This window comes from Rhodococcus aetherivorans (assembly GCF_011058165.1).
Lineage (GTDB): Bacteria > Actinomycetota > Actinomycetes > Mycobacteriales > Mycobacteriaceae > Rhodococcus > Rhodococcus aetherivorans.
The window spans coordinates 1-920 of sequence record NZ_JAALEG010000207.1; the positions used below are offsets into that span (position 1 = coordinate 1).

The 920-nt window shown below is 70.8% G+C and carries 1 protein-coding gene and 1 pseudogene; both read right to left on the reverse strand.

Annotation, left to right across the window (positions count from 1 at the left end; translation table 11 throughout):
• Positions 1 to 102: 102 nt before the first annotated feature.
• A complete protein-coding gene (locus G6039_RS30180) occupies positions 103 to 570 on the reverse strand; it encodes an SRPBCC family protein (protein WP_006932414.1) in 468 nt (155 codons plus the stop codon).
• A 52-nt stretch (positions 571 to 622) separates the two neighbouring features.
• Positions 623 to 920 (reverse strand): annotated as a pseudogene (locus tag G6039_RS30185) (DUF1707 SHOCT-like domain-containing protein); the annotation flags it as partial.

The window sequence follows — 920 nt, forward strand, 5'->3', positions numbered from 1 at the left end:
TTCCGGGGGGTGTGGGCTTTCGGGCCACGGCTCCTCTTAGTGTCGCGCGGTGTGACCCGCGGGCGTGCGGCCCGCGGGCTAACACAGCCTACGCGAGGAGGGTCACCGTGCGAGGGCCGCGCCCTCGGCCTCGTTCCTGATGCGCGCGAGGGTGGCGTTCATGCCGACCACCATGTCGTCGTCGAAGGCGGTCGCGCCACCGAGGACCTTGTCGATGAGGAACTGCGAGACCTTGCTGGTCCCGGTGGGCGCCTCCCGTCGCTGGATCACCCGGGTGCCGGTGTCGGTGGGCTCGAGGGTGAACGACCAGACGGTGCGGTTCTCGTTGACCCGGAAGCGGAGCAGGCGCCCCGGCTCGAAGGCGAGCACCTTGGCGGTGGTGGGCCACACGAGCAGGCCCTTGCGGTTGACATTGATCGTCTTGGTCCCGACTCCGACGGGTCCGCCGAGCACGGCCATCTTCCGGCACTGCGGGCTCCACTCGCCCATCCGCTTCAGGTCGGAGATCACATGCCACACCTGCTGTGGCGATGCGGCGATCTCGACGGTGGCTTCGAGGGTCTTCGACACGGGGCCTCCCTGATTCTTCGCGTAACCGCGAGTTACAAATACAGCCCGTCGATCATAGCCGAGTCTGTGACGCCCGCCACCCGGACGTGCACCACCCGCCGGCGGGGAGGGCCCGCGACGAGCCGCGGCCGGGGTGCGCCCGGTGGCCGGCGCCTTCCCGTCCGGCGAGGGTCCGGCCGAGCAGTACCAGGCCCCACGGCCCGATCACCCAGACCGGCCACGGGTACACGGCCGCGCCGACGGCGATCGACACGATCGCCCAGATCACGAGGTTGATCGTCCCGGCTGCGGCCCAGGCTCCCCACTCGATCCGCTGATGCAGGGGGAGCCGGCGGTCCGCGGTGCGGGCC